The following is a 577-nucleotide window of genomic DNA, read 5'->3' as shown; positions in this document are numbered from 1 at the left end:
ACGCTCTCCTACCACTGACATCGTAGATGTCAATCCACAGCTTCGGTGAATCGTTTAGCCCCGATACATTTTCGGCGCAGCGTCACTCGACCAGTGAGCTATTACGCACTCTTTAAATGATGGCTGCTTCTAAGCCAACATCCTGGTTGTCTGTGCAACGCCACATCCTTTTCCACTTAACGATTACTTTGGGACCTTAGCTGGTGGTCTGGGCTGTTTCCCTTTTGACTACGGATCTTATCACTCGCAGTCTGACTCCCGTGTATAAATATCTGGCATTCGGAGTTTGTCTGAATTCGGTAAACCGGGATGGCCCCCTAGTCCAAACAGTGCTCTACCTCCAGTATTCTCATCACGAGGCTAGCCCTAAAGCTATTTCGGAGAGAACCAGCTATCTCCAAGTTCGATTGGAATTTCTCCGCTACCCACACCTCATCCCCGCACTTTTCAACGTGCGTGGGTTCGGGCCTCCAGTAAGTGTTACCTCACCTTCACCCTGGACATGGGTAGATCACCTGGTTTCGGGTCTACGACCACGTACTATTTCGCCCTATTCAGACTCGCTTTCGCTGCGGCT

1 rRNA gene is annotated in these 577 nt (G+C 50.6%); it reads right to left on the bottom strand.

The features are described 5' to 3' along the window. Positions 1–577, bottom strand: a 23S ribosomal RNA gene (locus tag ACEVFT_RS03875); the annotation flags it as partial.

The organism is Lysinibacillus sp. PWR01, from assembly GCF_043359455.1.
GTDB lineage: Bacteria > Bacillota > Bacilli > Bacillales_A > Planococcaceae > Lysinibacillus > Lysinibacillus fusiformis_F.
The sequence above is the reverse complement of the archived record's forward strand: the minus strand, read 5'-3'. Positions and strand labels throughout refer to the sequence as shown.